This window comes from Gilliamella sp. B3817 (genome assembly GCF_026536705.1).
Lineage (GTDB): Bacteria > Pseudomonadota > Gammaproteobacteria > Enterobacterales > Orbaceae > Gilliamella > Gilliamella apicola_I.
This window is the reverse complement of sequence record NZ_JAFNNV010000001.1, coordinates 223,897-240,231: the sequence shown is the minus strand read 5'-3', so window position 1 is coordinate 240,231 and position 16,335 is coordinate 223,897. Positions and strand designations below refer to the sequence as shown.

Below are 16,335 nucleotides of genomic sequence, written 5' to 3'. Positions count from 1 at the left end.
GATTATCAACACCCATTTTTTTATGGGTGTTTAAGCTTATATCATCAACTTTTTTTGCGCCAAGTCGTGCCATTCGCACCATCTTCAAGCACGATATTCATAGCATTTAGTTTATCTCGGGCTTCATCGGCTAACGCCCAATTTTTACTGGCGCGGGCTTCATTACGTTGTTGAATCAAAGCATCAATTAAGGTGCTATCAACATCGTCTTGTGATTCGCCTTGTAAAAATTTGACTGGATCTTGTTCTAATAAACCTAGAACAGCGGATAAATAGCGTAATTCGGCTGCCAATTCATTGGCATGCGCCATATCATTTTCCGCTTTTGCTTTATTAATTTCACGCGCGAGATCAAATAGTGTGGAATAGGCTTCAGGTGTATTAAAGTCATCATTCATTGCTTGACAGAACTGACGGTAATAATCACTGTCTGGTGTGGTATGAGGATGATTAGGATCGGTATCCCGTAAAGCTGTATATAAACGCTCTAGTGCCATTCTGGCTTGTTTTAGATTTTCTTCACTATAGTTGAGTTGACTGCGATAGTGACCTGACAATAAGAAATAGCGAACTGTTTCTGCATCATAATGCTTTAATACATCACGAATCGTGAAAAAGTTATTTAGTGATTTTGACATTTTTTCTTGGTCAATCATTACCATACCCGAATGCATCCAATAATTTACATATTGTCCATCATGAGCACAAGTTGATTGAGCAATTTCATTTTCGTGGTGTGGGAACATCAAATCAGACCCACCACCATGAATATCAAAATGATTACCCAATTGGTAGCTATTCATTGCTGAACATTCAATATGCCAACCAGGACGACCTTTACCCCATGGTGAATCCCAACTTGGTTCGTTTGGTTTAGACATTTTCCATAACACAAAGTCCATTGGATTGCGTTTTACATCAACAACATCAACACGGGCACCCGCTTGTAGTTGTTCTAAATTTTGACGAGATAAAATACCATAATTAGGATCACTATCGACGGAAAACATTACATCGCCATTATCAGCAATATAAGCATGGTCTTTTTTTATTAACTCTTCAACCAATTCAATAATTTGTTGCATATGTTGAGTTGCACGAGGTTCAACGTCAGGACGTTTAATATTCAATGCATCAAAATCAGCATACATCTCTTGTAACATACGTTCGGTCAATTGTTCACAGGTTTCGCCATTTTCAAGGGCTCTTTTAATGATCTTATCATCAATATCGGTAATGTTACGGACATAAGTTAAGTCATAACCTAAAAAACGCAGATAACGAGAAACAACATCAAATGCGACAAAAGTGCGCCCATGACCAATATGACAAAGATCGTAAATCGTCACACCACAGACATAAAGTCCGATTTTATTGGGGGTAATGGATTGAAATACTTCTTTTTCTCGAGATAATGTATTGAATATTTTAAGCATTCTAGTTTACTATTTATTTATAAGTGATTTTGGAGATTAATATAACAAAAATCGCCATACGACGAAATTACTTATTAACATCTTTACAACGAAAATGAAAGGAATCTAATTTATGCCATTCGGTTTTTTGATGCTACAAGCGTAGGTTTAAAAGCGGTGAGTATGGTAACTGATGCTAAACCAAAAAATAAAATTCATTGAATTATCGATAAGAATTATTTTGATAATTGCATTAATTAATTGGCGGAAGCAATCCGCCAATTTTGATTTGAAACGAATTTTTTATCTGAAAAGACGATAAAGATAGATTAATAAAATCGCCCCTAATACTGAGATAAACAAACTTGGGAAATTGAATCCAGTGACGCTTCCCCAGCCGAAGAAAGTACTTATATATCCTCCTACCAAGGCTCCCGCGATACCGAGTAGAATGGTTTTCACCACCCCAACACTGCCTAGAGGCATGAAAAATTTAGCAATCCAACCGGCAATTAATCCTAGAATAATCCAACTTATAATACCCATGATAATTTACCCTTATTTTGTTGTATTTAATGTTAGTTTACAGATGTAGTAAATTGAATTAAAAAAAGTAATACACTTTTTAAACGTATAAATATTAATAACAAAACTAGATGAAGATTGATGACAATTGATAAATAGAGAACAGTTTTATGAACGTACGGCATAAAATAATTTAACTATATTCTATAATTTTTTTTATTAAATGTTTAGATATTTTATTAAGCTTTACAATTTATTTTTTAGCTTAGTATGGAATTTAGCTTGAACTAGCAGATAAAGAGGAAGAGATTATCTTCCTCATAGAGAATATTATTCAAAAATTGTTTTGTGGAGAATTTTAATGATGTCTTCCGCATCATTACTTCTTGATAATAAACAAAGGTTATGCGTGCTAGCACCGTAACAGCAAAGTCGAATGATAAAATCATCTAAGACACCAAATACTTCTTTGGCTATACCTTTGGTTGATGTCAGTTTATTACCGATAATGGCAATTAGAGCTAAATCTTCTTCAACATCGACATGGCAAAGTGTGGAAAGCTCATCAAATAGTGCTTTAGTTAATAAACTGGTGCCATTGGTGTTGGTTCCTGTCGTATCAATGGTTAATGCAATGCTGACTTCTGACGTTGTGACTAAATCAACCGAAATATTATGTTTAGCCAGTATAGTAAACACATTCGCTAAAAAGCCTTGTGCATGTAACATATTTAAACTAGTTAACGTAAGTAAGGTTTGTTTGCGGCGCAATGCTAATGCTCTAAATGATGGCAGATCGGATTTGATACTGTTGGTATTATAAACAATTGTTCCGCCTGCTTGTGGCGCTTTACTCGACCCGACAAATACTGGGATATTGCTTCGAACAGCTGGCACCAGTGTTGCAGGATGTAACACTTTAGCGCCAAATGTTGCCATTTCAGCCGCTTCAGCAAAAGAAATTTCGTCAATGCGTTTAGCGGATGGCGCAATTCGAGGATCGGTAGTATAGATACCTGCAACATCTGTCCAAATATCGATTTGTGTTGCATTTAATGCTTCACCAAGCAAAGCGGCAGTATAATCGCTACCACCTCGACCTAAGGTAGTGGTTTTACCGGTGCTTTCAGAACCAATAAATCCTTGTGTAACAATAATGTTATTGGCATACAATGATTTTAAATGTGCACAACAGAGTTGTTTAATATCTTCAATTATTGGTGTGGCTTTACCAAACTTATTATCCGTCCGCATGACTTTACGCACATCGAACCATAACACATTTTTCTGTTTTTCTTTCAATATTTCTACAAAAAGTTTAGAAGACATAATTTCGCCATGACTGACAAGTTCGTCGGTTAGGGCGTATGATGTAGCGAGACTAGCGGCTTCTGATAAAGAGGCAATATTAGCAATTATCTGATCTATCTCAGCACGTAATGTAGGATTTTGAGGAAGTTGTTCTAAAATACTATATTGAATAGATTGAATTTTCGCGATGTGTTGTGCTCTTACTTCAGCATCTCGCCCTTCAGCTAAAGCTACTAATAAATTTGTAATACCTGCAGAGGCAGATAATACCACAACTTTGACATTCGGATTGGTGACAACGATATTTGCACTGTTTACCATAGATTGGTAATCGGCAACACTGGTACCACCAAATTTAGCAATTACAAATGATGTTTCCATGAATTCCTCATATTAAAAATTATTATTTTTAACAGAGTTAGAGCGAGGTCATGACTTATTTACCGTTAAGGAAAATGAGTAAAACCCTGAAGCGCTCCACCTGTTAGGGTGACAACCCAAGGGATTCAGCCCTTGCAGTCGATCTAACTGAGTTCTGGATTATCAATTAAATCTCGGCATTACATCCCCTCAATCATTTATTAACGGTTCCAGCCCCTAAAATAATCTACCTGAGTAATGCGCCTCTTCGTTCTTGTGATTTAAATTACAAAATCAGTATGTATAGAATTAACGATTCTGTTAATTGTGTCAATAGGTTAAATATTAAAAATTCAAATAATAACAAAAAAGTTAACTGATCAGTTTTTATAATTCCTGTTCAAATAGCTCAAGAATAATTTGATATAATTTTTTCACCGTACATCCTTTCGTTGGTGTACTGAAAATTGTATCATCGCCAGCAATGGAACCTAAAATACCTTCTGATTTTCCGATTGAATCAAGTAATCTTGCGATTAGTTGCGCAGCGCCTGGGCTAGTTCGAATGACGACCATTGAACTATTATAATCAATGTCTAAAACCAAATTTTTTAATGGGCTGCTTGTCGTTGGAACACTGATTTCAGCGGGTAAACAATAAACCATTTCCGATTTGGCATTTCGTGTTCTCACGGCACCAAATTTAGTTAACATTCTTGATACTTTAGATTGATTAATATTGTCAAAACCTTGATCTTGAAGAGCTTGAACAATTTCAACTTGTGAACTAAATTTTTCTTGACTTAGCATCTCTTTAAATACGCGAGTGAAATCATCTTGTTTCATAGTGTTCCTTTGGATTAAATGTTTTACTGTTTTGACATTCAATTTTATTTATAAACATTGCTTAAAATTTTAAAATCAATCAGATATAACAATATAGAAGTCAGAAGTTATCTTTTATTGCACAAAAACTTTTATCGAATGGAGAAATAAAAGCAGTTTATTTTATTAGATAATTATGCATCAAAGTTGCATAAAACTAAAGTTTCTATTTTACAGGTTTATTCGGTCGAAAAGCTTTAACAACATGTTCATGTGTTTCGATGTATGGTCCTTCTAATAGCTCAATACAGTAAGGCACACTGGCAAAAATACCATTTACAATCACATTCCCAGCATTATCTTTCACACCTTCTAATGTTTCTTGAATAGATTTAGGTCTGCCAGGTAGATTCAGAATTAAACATTTGTTTCGTATTGCACCGATTTGTCTGGATAGAATTGCAGTGGGCACAAAATGCAAACTAATTTGACGCATTTGTTCACCAAAGCCAGGTAAAATACGATCGGCTATCGCTATTGTTGCATCGGGTGTGACGTCTCTTAAAGCTGGCCCTGTTCCGCCAGTTGTCAGTATTAAATCACAATGTAATTTATCCACCAAATCGCATAAGGTTTGTTCAATTAACGGTTGTTCATCAGGGATAATACGCGGTAGGGTTTCAAACGGGGTTTTTAATGTTTTTGTTAACCAGGTAATTAAAGATGGAATTCCTTCATCTTCATATACACCATTAAATGCACGGTCTGATACCGAAACCAACCCAATCTTAATCATAATATTCTTTCCTTACTTAATGATTTATTTTAACTTAACTTAGTTTAAGCGTTTGTGAGTTGATTTTAACAAACATTAATCTTTTTTATGTTTTGTTAATGGGGTGCCATATAATCAATTCAAATAATGCTAAAAAGCGCTTTACAATGAATAATTATATTGTCAATATTAATTCACATCAAATAGGATTTTATAGCAATTTAATTATAAAATATTCAATTAGGATACATCCATGTCATCTATTCCTGCACTTGAGTTAATTGAACTCAAAAAAATTTATAAAAATGGTGTAGAAGCATTAAAAGGTATTAATTTAACTGTACAAGCTGGTGATTTTTATGCACTGCTTGGGCCTAATGGTGCTGGAAAATCCACTACGATTGGAATCATAAGTTCTTTGGTTACCAAAACATCGGGTCAAGTTAAAATTTTTGGATTTGATTTAGATAAAGATATTGTCAACGCCAAAAGGCAGTTAGGGTTAGTGCCTCAAGAATTTAATTTCAATCAGTTTGAAGAAGTACTGCAAATTGTTGCAAACCAAGGTGGATATTACGGATTACCCCGTAAATTAGCACTTGAACGTGCTGAAAAATATTTACGTATTTTAGATCTTTGGGATAAGCGTAATAGCCGAGCAGGTATGTTATCAGGTGGCATGAAAAGACGACTCATGATAGCAAGAGCATTAGTTCATGAACCTAAATTATTAATTCTTGATGAACCAACGGCAGGGGTTGATATTGAATTACGACGTTCTATGTGGGATTTTTTAAGAGAAATCAATCGTCAGGGTATTACGATTATTTTGACCACACATTATTTAGAAGAAGCAGAAATGTTATGTCGGCATATTGGTATTATTCAACATGGTGAACTCATTGCTAATTCCTCTATGCGTGATTTACTGGCGAATAGTCAATCTGAAACGATTATTATCGATTATTTACCAACCAGTCAGCCTATAGTTTTAAACGATTATGCATTTACCAATGTAGAGCCAGGCGTGTTGGAAGTTAAAGTCGATAAACAGCATGGATTAAATCAATTGTTTGAGCAACTTAATCAACAACAAATCAAAGTTATCAGTATGCGCAATAAAACCAATCGACTTGAAGAGTTATTTGTTGATTTAGTGCGTAATGATACTCAAACAAAAGGAGCCGATAATGAATAACTTATACTGGATAGCCCTAAAAAGTATCTGGCGTAAAGAGGTGATACGATTTTTAAGAATTTGGATTCAAACCTTAATTCCTCCTGTTATAACTATGTCGCTTTACTTTATTATCTTTGGCAATTTAATTGGGTCACGAGTTGGCAATATGGGTGGTCATAGTTATATGGCATTTATTGTACCGGGATTAATTATGATGTCGGTAATTACCAACTCTTATACAAATGTTTGTTCATCATTTTTTAGTGCTAAATTTCAACGTAATATCGAAGAACTTTTAGTTGCACCTGTACCAACACATATCTTAATTTGGGGATTTGTTGGTGGTGGCGTTATTCGAGGTATTTTAACTGGTGCTTTAGTGACAATGGTATCCCTTTTTTTTGTGACTTATGAAGTTCATTCTTGGGTATTCGTTATTTTCACACTACTATTAACTTCAATACTATTCTCGTTAGCTGGACTGTTAAATGCAGTTTATGCTAAAACATTTGATGATATTAGTATTGTGCCAACATTTGTGTTAACGCCGTTAACTTATCTTGGGGGGGTATTTTATTCAATCACGTTACTGCCAACATTTTGGCAATGGGTATCTAAATTAAATCCTATTGTCTATATGATTAATGGTTTTCGTTATGGTTTTCTTGGTACCACAGATGTTTCACTATGGATCACTTTTTCAATGCTTATCTTGTTTGTGGTGATTTTATATATCGCTGTGTGGCGTTTGATTGAAAGTGGTAAAGGATTAAGAAGTTAAGCAGTAAAAATAACACCGCCGACATAAGTCGGCGGATAAGTAGAACCGTTAAGTTTTATGTTAATGATTGGACAAATCAAGCAATTAACACGCTAAAATAACAATATTATTGTCGAGATTAGACATTAATGGACTACTCATAAATACCTAGTTTTTTCTCTAAGTAATGGATATTTGTTCCACCTTTTTGGAAGTTTTTATCATTCATAATTTCAATGTGAAGATCAATATTGGTTTTGATACCATCGATAACGAGTTCAGCTAACGCATTTTTCATACGAGCGATCGCCACTTCACGAGTTTCACCATAGGCAATTAATTTACCAATCATTGAATCATAATATGGTGGTACGGTATAACCAGCGTAGATATGAGATTCCCAACGAATACCAAACCCACCCGGCGCATGAAAACGAGTAATTTTACCCGGTGATGGCATAAATGTTTTTGGATCTTCTGCGTTAATTCTACACTCAATCGCGTGACCTTTAATATGAATATCACTCTGTTTGATTGAAAGTGGTTTGCCAGCGGCAATTAAAATTTGTTCTCGAATCAAATCAACGCCAGTTATCATTTCAGTTACAGGATGTTCTACTTGAATACGCGTGTTCATTTCAATGAAGTAAAACTCGCCATCTTCAAATAAAAACTCAAATGTACCTGCGCCACGATAACCAATCTCAATACAAGCATTAACGCAACGTTCCCCGATAAATTTACGCATTTTAGGCGTAATACCAACAGCAGGAGCTTCTTCTACCACTTTTTGGTGACGTCTTTGCATTGAACAATCGCGCTCACCTAAATAAACTGCATTACCTTGACCATCAGAAAGCACTTGTATTTCAATATGACGTGGATTTTCAAGGAATTTTTCCATATAAACCATATCATTATTGAAGGCAGTTTTGGCTTCTAATTTGGTCATTTTAATGGATTGTTCTAGATCTTTTTCATCACGAACAATACGCATACCACGACCACCACCGCCACCTGAAGCTTTAATAATGACGGGATAACCTATTTTTTTGGCTATCTGTTTATTTGTATCAATATTATTGCTCAATGGACCATCAGAACCAGGTACACAAGGCACACCTGCTTTTTTCATGGCTTCAATCGCAGATACTTTATCACCCATTAAACGAATCGTGTCTGGTTTTGGACCGACAAAAATAAAACCAGAACGTTCAACTTGCTCTGCAAAATCAGCATTTTCTGATAAGAATCCATATCCAGGATGAATCGCAGCTGCACCGGTAACTTCGGCCGCTGAAATTAATGCCGGTATATTAAGATAGCTTTTGGCAGACGCTGCAGGACCGATACAGACAGTTTCATCTGCAAGTAAGACATGTTTTAAATCTTTATCTGCCAAAGAATGAACAGCAACAGTTTTAATGCCAAGTTCTTTACATGCACGTAATATACGTAGCGCAATTTCACCGCGATTAGCAATAAGAATTTTATCAAGCATATTCAATCTCTTAATCGTAAAAATTAATTAATAAATTCTGATTATTCAATAATGAATAATGGTTGATCAAATTCAACGGGTTGACCATTTTCAACTAAAATAGCTTTAATAGTCCCAGCTTTTTCTGATTCAATTTGATTCATCATTTTCATCGCTTCGACAATGCAAAGTACATCGCCCACATTCACTGTTTGCCCAACTTCAACAAACGCTTTTGATTCAGGGCTAGGTGTACGATAAAAAGTACCAACCATTGGGGATTTTATTGTTGTTCCAGAAACAGCAACAGGCTCGACTTCATTAGCCACTTCTCCATTAGAAGAAGCTGATGTTACTACAACAGGAGCAGCTTGAGGAATTTGAATATTTTGTACAGGCGCAGAATAGCTTGTTGTTGCCACTGAACGGCTAATACGTACTGATTCTTCACCTTCAGAGATTTCAAGTTCTGAAATTCCTGACTCTTCAACTAACTCAATTAATTTTTTAATTTTGCGTATATCCATGAATTACACCGTGTTTATTTGATATAAGTAACAATTAATTAATGCATCCTTAATATCTTAAAAGAAATCTTTTAACGTGATAATAAGGCAGTAACTCAACATTAACGCCGCAGGATACACTGTAAAATATAATTTGTCATTATATATCTCCTTTACAATCTATTGCTATACTATTTTCTAGGTATTATTTTATAATTGCGATACAATATTATAACTCAATTATTATTGAGGCTTGCTATGGAATTGACAGACTAAATAAGATATTATTTTGACCGATTTTACAAGAAAATTATATTTTATAATTAGCTTGCTTCAAACTCTAAATATACTTAAACAAGATTAATTCTAGGAAAAGTTTTTATTATGTTCAAAAAAGTTCGCGGCTTGTTTTCAAATGATTTATCTATTGATTTAGGTACAGCCAATACACTTATTTATGTAAAAGGGCAAGGGATCGTATTAAACGAACCTTCCGTTGTTGCCATTCGACAAGATCGTTCTGGAACACCGAAAAGTGTTGCTGCTGTCGGACAGGCTGCGAAACAGATGTTAGGGCGTACTCCAGGTAATATTGCAGCTATTAGACCAATGAAAGATGGTGTTATCGCTGACTTTTCTGTCACAGAAAAAATGTTACAGTATTTTATTCGCCAAGTGCACAGCCATAGTTTTTTAAGACCTAGCCCGCGTGTTCTTGTTTGTGTGCCTGTTGGGGCAACACAGGTTGAACGTCGTGCTATTCGGGAATCGGCATTAGGGGCAGGTGCCCGTGAAGTTTATTTAATTGAAGAACCAATGGCAGCCGCTATCGGTGCAGACTTACCCGTCTCGTCACCAACGGGATCGATGGTGGTTGATATCGGCGGCGGAACAACAGAAGTTGCGGTGATTTCCCTTAATGGTGTGGTTTATTCTGCTTCTGCTCGAATAGGTGGTGACCGATTTGATGAAGCTATTATCAACTATGTTCGTCGTAATTATGGCGCTCTCATTGGAGAAGCAACAGCCGAAAAAATTAAACATTTCATTGGTAGCGCTTATCCGGGTGATGAAGTTCTTGAGATTGAAGTTCGTGGTCGAAATTTAGCAGAAGGTGTTCCTCGTAGCTTTACGTTGAACTCGAATGAGATTTTAGAAGCGTTACAAGAACCATTAAGTGGTATCGTGAGTGCTGTCAAGGTCGCTTTAGAGCAGTGTCCGCCAGAACTTGCTTCTGATATTTCTGAACATGGTATGGTGTTAACAGGTGGTGGTGCGTTATTACGTAATATCGATAAATTGTTAGCCGCTGAAACGGGTATCCATGTTGTTGTCGCTGAAGATCCGCTTACTTGTGTAGCACGAGGCGGAGGAAAAGCACTGGATATGGTAGACATGCATGGTGGTGATCTTTTCAGTGAAGATTAAGATTTGTCTTAGTTACCATTTCATTTAGTGCAATAAAGTGGTAAATTATTCAATATCATACTTTCTTATCCGTCGACATTGTCGACGGAGTCACATCTTTGTATCAATAGCGCTTAAGTATATAACAGGTAAGTATTGAACAATGAAATTACTTTTTTCTAATCGTTCACCGCTTAGTGTGCAACTATTTATTTCTATGGCACTTGCTTTAATTTTAATAGTTTTTGATGTTAATTATCGTCCATTTAAAGAAATTCGATATTATCTTGATACTATTATTTCGCCACTTTATTACATTTCTAATTCACCGGCAGCATCGTATGATTCACTCTATGAAATGTCGAAATCCAGAGAAGAATTAGTCAATGAAAACGAAAGATTATCTGAAGAATTATTAAATAAAAAAGCTGATCTGCTACTACTTGCACATTTAAGACACGAAAATAATCGATTACGGGAATTATTGAAAGCACCTTTATGGCATGAAGAGCATAAAATGGCTGCTCAAGTTTTATTAGCTGATACTAATCCTTACGCTTATCAGATCGTTATCAATAAAGGGCAACATGAAGGAGTATATGTTGGGCAACCTGTGATTGATGAAAAAGGTATTGTTGGACAGATTTATGAGACAGCTCAAAACACGAGTCGAGCTATTTTAGTTTGTGATTTTCAACATGCCATACCTGTTCAAGTGCAAAGAAATGATATTGCTATGGTTGCTGTCGGTAATGGATGTAATAATGATTTAACACTCGATTTTTTACCGAATAATGTTGATATTAAAGTTGGTGATGTTCTTGTCACATCGGGGCTAGATGGTCGATTTCCAGAAGGCTATCCTGTTGCGGTAGTAAGTTCAGTTAAAATTGATATCAGTGATTCATCACCCATTATTTCAGCTACTCCGACTGCTGATTTAAAACGACTACGTTATCTATTACTATTATGGGGCGATCAAGGAGAACAACATGAAAAACCCTAGAGGAATACTGGTTATTTGGATAACGTTATTTTTAGGTTTATGTTTACAAATTATACCTTGGACGCCATCTTATAATATATACAAACCACATGTACTAATGCTCTTTTTAGCTTATTGGTTAATTGCGCTTCCGCATCGTGTTGGTATAGGGACAGCATTTATTCTAGGCATTATTATGGATCTCTTTTCCGGTACGATAATCGGTATCCATGCATTTATTTTTTCTATTATTGCTTATTTACTGATTTTTAAATACCAGTTGATACGTAATTTAGCATTATGGCAACAATGCTTTATTATTTTTGGCATATCAATTTGTTATAATTTATTGATGTTTTTATTTCAGGTCAGTATTTATCATACTATAACAATGTCCCCATTAAATTTACTATCAAGCTTTGTTGACGGAGTATTATGGATAGTAATTTACCTATTTTTACGACTAGTGAGACGGAGCTTTGCGATCAATTAATTAGCGATCTATTTAACAGGAATCTTTATGTCAGTTGAACTATTAATGAACGTAACACCTTCTGAAACTCGTGTCGCTTATATTGAAGATGGTGTATTACAAGAAATTCATGTCGATCGTGAATCTCGGCGTGGTATTGTTGGAAATATCTACAAAGGTAAAGTGATCCGCATTTTACCTGGCATGCAAGCAGCATTTGTTGATATTGGTCTTGAAAAAGCAGCCTTTTTACATGCTTCAGACATTATGCCTCATACGGAATGTGTATCGGATACTGAGCAAGAGCAATTTCAAGTTAAAGATATTTCTGAACTTGTTCGCCAAGGACAAGACTTGATGGTACAAGTCGTTAAAGATCCGTTGGGAACAAAAGGGGCAAGGTTAACTACAGATATTACATTGCCTTCTCGTTATTTAGTATTAATGCCCGGTCCAAACTCAGCTCACGTGGCGACTTCTCAACGTATTGAAAGTGAAGAAGAACGAGATAGACTTAAAAAAATTGTTGAACAGTATGTTACCGATCAAGGTGGTTTTATTGTTCGTACGGCAGCTGAAGGTGCAAGTGCGCATGAATTAGAACAAGATGCTAATTTTCTAAAACGACTGTGGTCAAAAATACAAGAGCGTATGGCTAGGCCAATCAGTAAAAATCTGGTTTACGGAGAATTACAACTTTCTCAGCGTGTATTACGTGATTTTGTTGGCGATCCTATTGAGCGCATTTTGGTTGATTCAAAATTAACGTATGATTTATTAGTTGAATTTACGCAAGAATTTATGCCTGAAGTTACTGATAAGCTAACGCACTATCGAGGTAGTGCGCCAATATTTGATCTCTATGATACAGAAAACGAAATTCAACGAGCACTGGATCGTAAAGTTAAATTAAAATCAGGTGGTTATTTAATTATCGATCAAACCGAAGCCATGACGACAATTGATATTAATACAGGCGCATTTGTTGGGCATCGGAATCTTGAAGAGACAATTTTTAATACGAATATCGAAGCAACTATTGCTATTGCGCGTCAATTACGATTACGTAATTTAGGTGGTATTATTATTATCGATTTTATCGATATGCAAGAAGATGTCCATCGAGAACGAGTGCTCCAATCACTACAAGATTTTTTAGCCAAAGATAGAGCAAGAACGACCGTAAATTCATTTTCGACTTTAGGCTTAGTGGAAATGACGCGCAAACGTACTCGAGAAAGTTTGGGGCACATTTTATGTGAGGAGTGTCCAGCCTGTAAAGGTCGCGGTATCGTCAAATCCGTAGAAACCGTATGCAATGAAATATTGCGTGAAATTGTCCGTGTTCATAAAGCACATCGTTCTGAATACTTATTGGTTTATGCGTCTGCAGCGGTTGCCAATGCTTTAAATAATGATGAATCACATGCTTTAGCAGAAGTGAAAGTGTTTGTTGGTAAACGTGTTGAAGTCAAAGTTGAACCGCTTTATATTCAAGAACAATATGATGTGGTATTAATGTAAAGCTTCAAAGCCTTGAGATATTAAAAATTAACAATATATTGATAATAAGTGAACTTTAAAAATTATTAAAGTTGAAATATTAATTAAGGAATCTATGATTGTAACTGAAGTAAGTAAACGACTACTTTGTCCAAATAACCTAAATCATTCAGATATTATGCGTTTATTGGATATGTTAGGTTCAAGAAAAATTGATTATGGCGATTTGTACTTTTTATCGGGCTTTTATGAAAGTTGGGCAATCGAAGATAGTATTATCAAAAATGCTTCTTATCATCGTGATCAAGGTGTGGGGGTTAGAGCTATCATTGGTGAAAAAACAGGGTTTGCCTATACCGATCAACTTGCTTTAAATCGCTTAGAGCAGAGTGTTTTGGCAGCAAATTCCATTACAACTCTACAAACGCCAATTAAAATTACTCCCCTTAAAACATTGGAAAATAGCTTAAAATATCCGTCAATTAATCCAATTAATGGCTTTTATCAAGATCAAAAGATAACCTTATTAAGGCAAGTCGATCAGTTAGCACGTGCGCTTGATTCACGAGTTACAGAAGTCTCGGCGAGTTTGACTGGCAGTTATGAAGATATCCTTATTGCGGCTACTGATGGGACTTATTGTGCCGATATCAGACCATTAGTCAGATTATCCGTTTCTGTTCTTGTCGAGCAAGATGGCAAGCGTGAACGTGGTAGTAGTGGTGGTGGTGGTCGTTTTGGTTATGACTACTTTTTAACTATTCACCCTAAAACAGGGGAAAGCATTGCCGATAGCTACACACGTGAAGCCGTACGCCAAGCATTAGTTTCACTATCTGCTAAACCAGCACCAGCAGGAACAATGCCGGTTGTTCTTGGCGCAGGTTGGCCAGGTGTCTTATTACATGAAGCGGTGGGGCATGGCTTAGAAGGTGACTTTAATCGTAAAAATAGCTCTGTATTTTCAGGAAAAATAGGTGAAAAAGTCACTTCAGAACTTTGTACTATAGTGGATGACGGTACAATGGAAAATCGACGCGGTTCACTTTCGATTGATGACGAAGGAACGCCAAGTCAAAAAACAGTACTGATAGAAAATGGCATTTTAAAAGGCTATATGTTTGATAAACTCAATGCAAAATTGATGAATACTCAATCTACAGGTAATGGACGCCGTGAAAGCTATGATTGTCTTCCGATGCCTCGAATGACGAATACCTATATGTTATCAGGCAAGTCAACGTTCGATGAAATTATCAGTAGTGTTGATTATGGTTTATATGCACCAAATTTTGCTGGCGGTCAAGTTGATATAACCTCTGGTAAATTTGTTTTCTCCACATCAGAAGCATATTTAATCGAAAAAGGCAAAATAACGACGCCGGTAAAAGGGGCAACATTAATTGGTTCAGGTATCGAAACCATGCAACAAATATCAATGGTCGGGAATAATCTTGAATTAGATTCTGGTGTGGGTGCTTGTGGTAAAGCAGGGCAGAGTGTACCGGTAGGTGTTGGGCAACCAACTTTGAAAGTGAATAATTTAACTGTAGGTGGTACTATTAATCACCAATAACTTAGATGAATAGGATTTTAAAATAGATGGAAACAATCATTACTCTTTATCAAGCTTTTATTAATATGGATGTTGCAACACTATCAAATCCAAATGTCTTATGGACATTATATGGTATGTTATTTGTCATCATATTGTTAGAAAATGGCGTCTTACCGGCAGCTTTTTTACCGGGTGACAGCTTGCTCTTTTTAACTGGTGTGCTAATTAGTCTTGATGTTTTCCATTTCGGGTTAATCAATGTCATCTTAATTGCAGCAGCAGCCCTGGGAACTTGGTTAGGTTATTTACAAGGACTTTGGCTTGGTAATACCAAAATTGTAAAAGGTTGGATGGAACACCTGCCTGAAAAATATCACCGTAAATCCGAAGTTTTATTCCATAAATATGGATTACAAGCGTTGTTTATCGGTCGATTTATTGCTTTTGTACGAACATTATTACCGATGATGGCTGGATTATCCAATCTACATAGTAGAAAATTTCATATTTATAATTGGATTAGTGCAACATTATGGATTTTCTTGATTGTGACTTTAGGTTATCTATTCGGTTTGTCGCCGATTTTTAAAACTTATGAGAAGCAGATCATGTCACTTTTAATGTTAATTCCTGTATTGTTATTGCTTTTAGGTTTGATCTTCTCTATTTGGCTGGCGTTAAAACGTTGGTTAAACAAAAAGAAACAAGTGCATGTCGCTGAAATTGAGAATCAAAAAGAAGAAAATTGAAATTAACCGATAAGCCGGGTTCTGTCGTGGACAATCATTCCTCTAGGCTAATACTCACGCATTAGCTCAAGCAGTCTACCCGGATTCAACGCGGGCCGCGCCAATGAATCCCTATTTGACCTTGCTCCGAGTGGAGTTTACCGTGCCACAACTGTTACCAGTTGCGCGGTGCGCTCTTACCGCACCCTTTCACCCTTACCTGATCTTAACTATAAGCCATCGGCGGTATACTCTCTGTTGCACTAGTCGTAAATTTTAGCTCACGCCAAAATTCCCCAGGCGTTACCTGGCACTCTGCCCTATGGAGCCCGGACTTTCCTCCCCTCTGTTTGTCTCCTCTTTTACAAGGACTACAACAAAGCAGCGATTGTCTGGTTAATTTCGCAGATTAGTATAGCGTAAAGTATCATTTTGTCTAGCACAGCATCATGATTTTAGCATCACTAATAAGAATATCTGTTTAAAAGAATGGTTTTTAAACTCAATTAAACTATTTTTTATCTCTAGTTTTACTAAATTAAAAA

Annotated in this window: 15 protein-coding genes, 1 other RNA gene and 1 riboswitch; of the genes, 8 read left to right on the top strand and 8 right to left on the bottom strand. The window is 36.0% G+C overall.

Going from position 1 to position 16,335, the window contains the following annotated elements:
• Positions 1–44 precede the first annotated feature (44 nt).
• The 5 genes from cysS to mog form a co-directional block, all read right to left on the bottom strand.
• Entirely contained in the window at positions 45–1,436 is a 1,392-nt protein-coding gene (cysS, locus tag J3U36_RS01040) for a cysteine--tRNA ligase (RefSeq protein ID WP_267380788.1), read from the bottom strand.
• Between the two features lie 282 nt (positions 1,437–1,718).
• Positions 1,719–1,961, bottom strand: coding sequence for a GlsB/YeaQ/YmgE family stress response membrane protein (locus J3U36_RS01035; RefSeq protein WP_065558750.1), 243 nt, complete (start codon positions 1,959–1,961; stop codon positions 1,719–1,721).
• 309 nt (positions 1,962–2,270) lie between these two features.
• On the bottom strand, positions 2,271–3,632 hold the full coding sequence (gene lysC, locus J3U36_RS01030; RefSeq protein WP_267380787.1) for a lysine-sensitive aspartokinase 3: 1,362 nt from the start codon (positions 3,630–3,632) through the stop codon (positions 2,271–2,273).
• An 81-nt stretch (positions 3,633–3,713) separates the two neighbouring features.
• A riboswitch (Lysine riboswitch) is annotated at positions 3,714–3,888 on the bottom strand.
• Between the two features lie 110 nt (positions 3,889–3,998).
• Complete coding sequence (gene argR, locus J3U36_RS01025) at positions 3,999–4,457, bottom strand: transcriptional regulator ArgR (RefSeq protein WP_267359469.1); 459 nt, start codon at positions 4,455–4,457, stop codon at positions 3,999–4,001.
• Positions 4,458–4,662: 205 nt separating this feature from the next.
• Positions 4,663–5,232: a molybdopterin adenylyltransferase gene (gene mog, locus J3U36_RS01020; protein WP_267359471.1), complete on the bottom strand. Its 570-nt coding sequence runs from the start codon at positions 5,230–5,232 to the stop codon at positions 4,663–4,665.
• 232 nt (positions 5,233–5,464) lie between these two features.
• Between mog and J3U36_RS01015 the strand changes: the two genes are divergently transcribed.
• On the top strand, positions 5,465–6,409 hold the full coding sequence (locus J3U36_RS01015; RefSeq protein ID WP_267349700.1) for an ABC transporter ATP-binding protein: 945 nt from the start codon (positions 5,465–5,467) through the stop codon (positions 6,407–6,409).
• The gene (locus J3U36_RS01010; RefSeq protein WP_267349698.1) at positions 6,402–7,172 is read left to right on the top strand and encodes an ABC transporter permease; all 771 of its coding nucleotides are present in this window, start codon (positions 6,402–6,404) and stop codon (positions 7,170–7,172) included. Before J3U36_RS01015 ends, J3U36_RS01010 begins: the two co-directional genes overlap by 8 nt.
• A 133-nt stretch (positions 7,173–7,305) precedes the next feature.
• On the opposite strand, the gene accC is transcribed toward J3U36_RS01010, so the two are convergent.
• Complete coding sequence (accC, locus tag J3U36_RS01005) at positions 7,306–8,652, bottom strand: acetyl-CoA carboxylase biotin carboxylase subunit (protein ID WP_065558744.1); 1,347 nt, start codon at positions 8,650–8,652, stop codon at positions 7,306–7,308.
• A 41-nt stretch (positions 8,653–8,693) separates the two neighbouring features.
• A complete protein-coding gene (accB, locus tag J3U36_RS01000) occupies positions 8,694–9,158 on the bottom strand; it encodes an acetyl-CoA carboxylase biotin carboxyl carrier protein (protein WP_065558743.1) in 465 nt (154 codons plus the stop codon).
• Between the two features lie 363 nt (positions 9,159–9,521).
• Between accB and J3U36_RS00995 the strand changes: the two genes are divergently transcribed.
• The 6 genes from J3U36_RS00995 (at position 9,522) to J3U36_RS00970 (ending at position 15,811) form a co-directional block, all read left to right on the top strand.
• Positions 9,522–10,565, top strand: a complete 1,044-nt coding sequence (locus tag J3U36_RS00995) for a rod shape-determining protein (RefSeq protein WP_065558742.1) — start codon at positions 9,522–9,524, stop codon at positions 10,563–10,565.
• 142 nt (positions 10,566–10,707) lie between these two features.
• Positions 10,708–11,550 (top strand): rod shape-determining protein MreC, encoded by an 843-nt coding sequence (gene mreC / locus J3U36_RS00990; protein WP_065558741.1) that lies wholly within the window; start codon positions 10,708–10,710, stop codon positions 11,548–11,550.
• A complete protein-coding gene (gene mreD / locus J3U36_RS00985) occupies positions 11,537–12,022 on the top strand; it encodes a rod shape-determining protein MreD (protein ID WP_267349693.1) in 486 nt (161 codons plus the stop codon). Before mreC ends, mreD begins: the two co-directional genes overlap by 14 nt.
• Positions 12,023–12,049: 27 nt before the next feature.
• Positions 12,050–13,525: a ribonuclease G gene (rng, locus tag J3U36_RS00980; RefSeq protein ID WP_267349692.1), complete on the top strand. Its 1,476-nt coding sequence runs from the start codon at positions 12,050–12,052 to the stop codon at positions 13,523–13,525.
• A gap of 94 nt (positions 13,526–13,619) precedes the next feature.
• On the top strand, positions 13,620–15,080 hold the full coding sequence (gene tldD, locus J3U36_RS00975; protein ID WP_267380784.1) for a metalloprotease TldD: 1,461 nt from the start codon (positions 13,620–13,622) through the stop codon (positions 15,078–15,080).
• 26 nt (positions 15,081–15,106) lie between these two features.
• Positions 15,107–15,811: a DedA family protein gene (locus tag J3U36_RS00970; protein WP_267349689.1), complete on the top strand. Its 705-nt coding sequence runs from the start codon at positions 15,107–15,109 to the stop codon at positions 15,809–15,811.
• On the opposite strand, the gene rnpB is transcribed toward J3U36_RS00970, so the two are convergent.
• Positions 15,806–16,194: RNase P RNA component class A (rnpB, locus tag J3U36_RS00965), an RNA gene on the bottom strand. The two genes, J3U36_RS00970 and rnpB, sit on opposite strands and share 6 nt — an antisense overlap.
• Between the last annotated feature and the right edge of the window lie 141 nt (positions 16,195–16,335).